The organism is Chelativorans sp. ZYF759 (assembly GCF_012911015.1).
Taxonomy (GTDB): Bacteria; Pseudomonadota; Alphaproteobacteria; order Rhizobiales; family Rhizobiaceae; genus ZYF759.
This window is the reverse complement of the sequence record NZ_WVVV01000045.1, coordinates 1-1,034: the sequence shown is the minus strand read 5'-3', so window position 1 is coordinate 1,034 and position 1,034 is coordinate 1. Positions and strand designations below refer to the sequence as shown.

Here is a 1,034-nt window from a genome sequence, read left to right as displayed (position 1 = left end):
CAGCCATTCGGCGCCTGGGAGAAGATATTCCCCGATCCCGCCATGACGCTCGCAGCAGTGGATCGCCTCGTCCACCACGCCACCATCTTCGAGATGAATGTCGAAAGCTTCCGGCGGCGCGAGGCGGTCAAGAGGAAGGGGCCGGGTCGACCCGCCTCATTCGCCACACCCGCCAACATCGCCACCGATTGACGCTCCGCGACAATCAAACCGAGAGAAAGGACTTGCGCGCGGCAATCAACCCCGCAATCATCACCACCGCCGCGACACCGGATTCTCATCCAGATTGACGCGCGCTTCTCATTCAGATTGTCGCGCTACAAGAAGAAGCTCTCCATCGCAGCATTGTCCCAGACGTTGCCCGAACGGCTCATCGAACAGGTGATGCCGTGGTCGGCCATCAGGCGCTGGAACTGCTCGCTCGTGTATTGGCTGCCCTGGTCCGAATGATGGAGCAGGCTGTCCGGCTTGCCACGGCGCCAGATCGCCATGATGAGGGCGTCGGTGACGAGCTGCGCCGTCATCTCCGCCTTCATGGCCCAGCCGACCACACGGCGGGAGAACAGGTCGACGACTGCGGCAACGTAGAGCCATCCTTCGGCGGTCCAGATGTAGGTGAAGTCGGCAATCCACTTCTGGTTCGGCGCCGACGCCTCGAAGGCGCGGTCGAGGAGGTTGTGCGACACAGCCGCTCGCTCGCCTGTGTCCTTTGGCAACCCACGGCGCCGAGGCCGGGCACGCAGCCCGTTCTCCCGCATGAGCCTCTCGATACGATGCAAGCCGCAGGAAAGCCCTTCGGCCAGAACGTCGTGCCAGACGCGGCGAGCACCATAGGTTCGATCGCTGCTCTTGAAGCTGCGATCGATCACCGTCACCAGAACCTCGTCCTGCCGGGAGCGAACGCTGGGGCTGCGGTTGAGCCAGGCATGAAAGCCCGACCGGGATACATCCAGCGCGTCGCACAGCCATGCCACCGGCCAGATCGAACGGTGCTTCGCAATGAAAGCGAACCTCATATCGCTTCCCTCGCGAAG

At 63.1% G+C, this 1,034-nt stretch carries 1 protein-coding gene and 1 pseudogene; one reads left to right on the top strand and one right to left on the bottom strand.

The features are described 5' to 3' along the window. Positions 1-192, top strand: a 192-nt coding sequence (locus tag GRZ55_RS22970) for an ATP-binding protein (protein ID WP_169289261.1), incomplete at its 5' end; no start/stop codon positions are given. A gap of 131 nt (positions 193-323) precedes the next feature. On the opposite strand, the pseudogene GRZ55_RS22965 reads toward GRZ55_RS22970, so the two are convergent. Further along, positions 324-1,034, bottom strand: a pseudogene (locus GRZ55_RS22965) (IS3 family transposase); the annotation flags it as partial.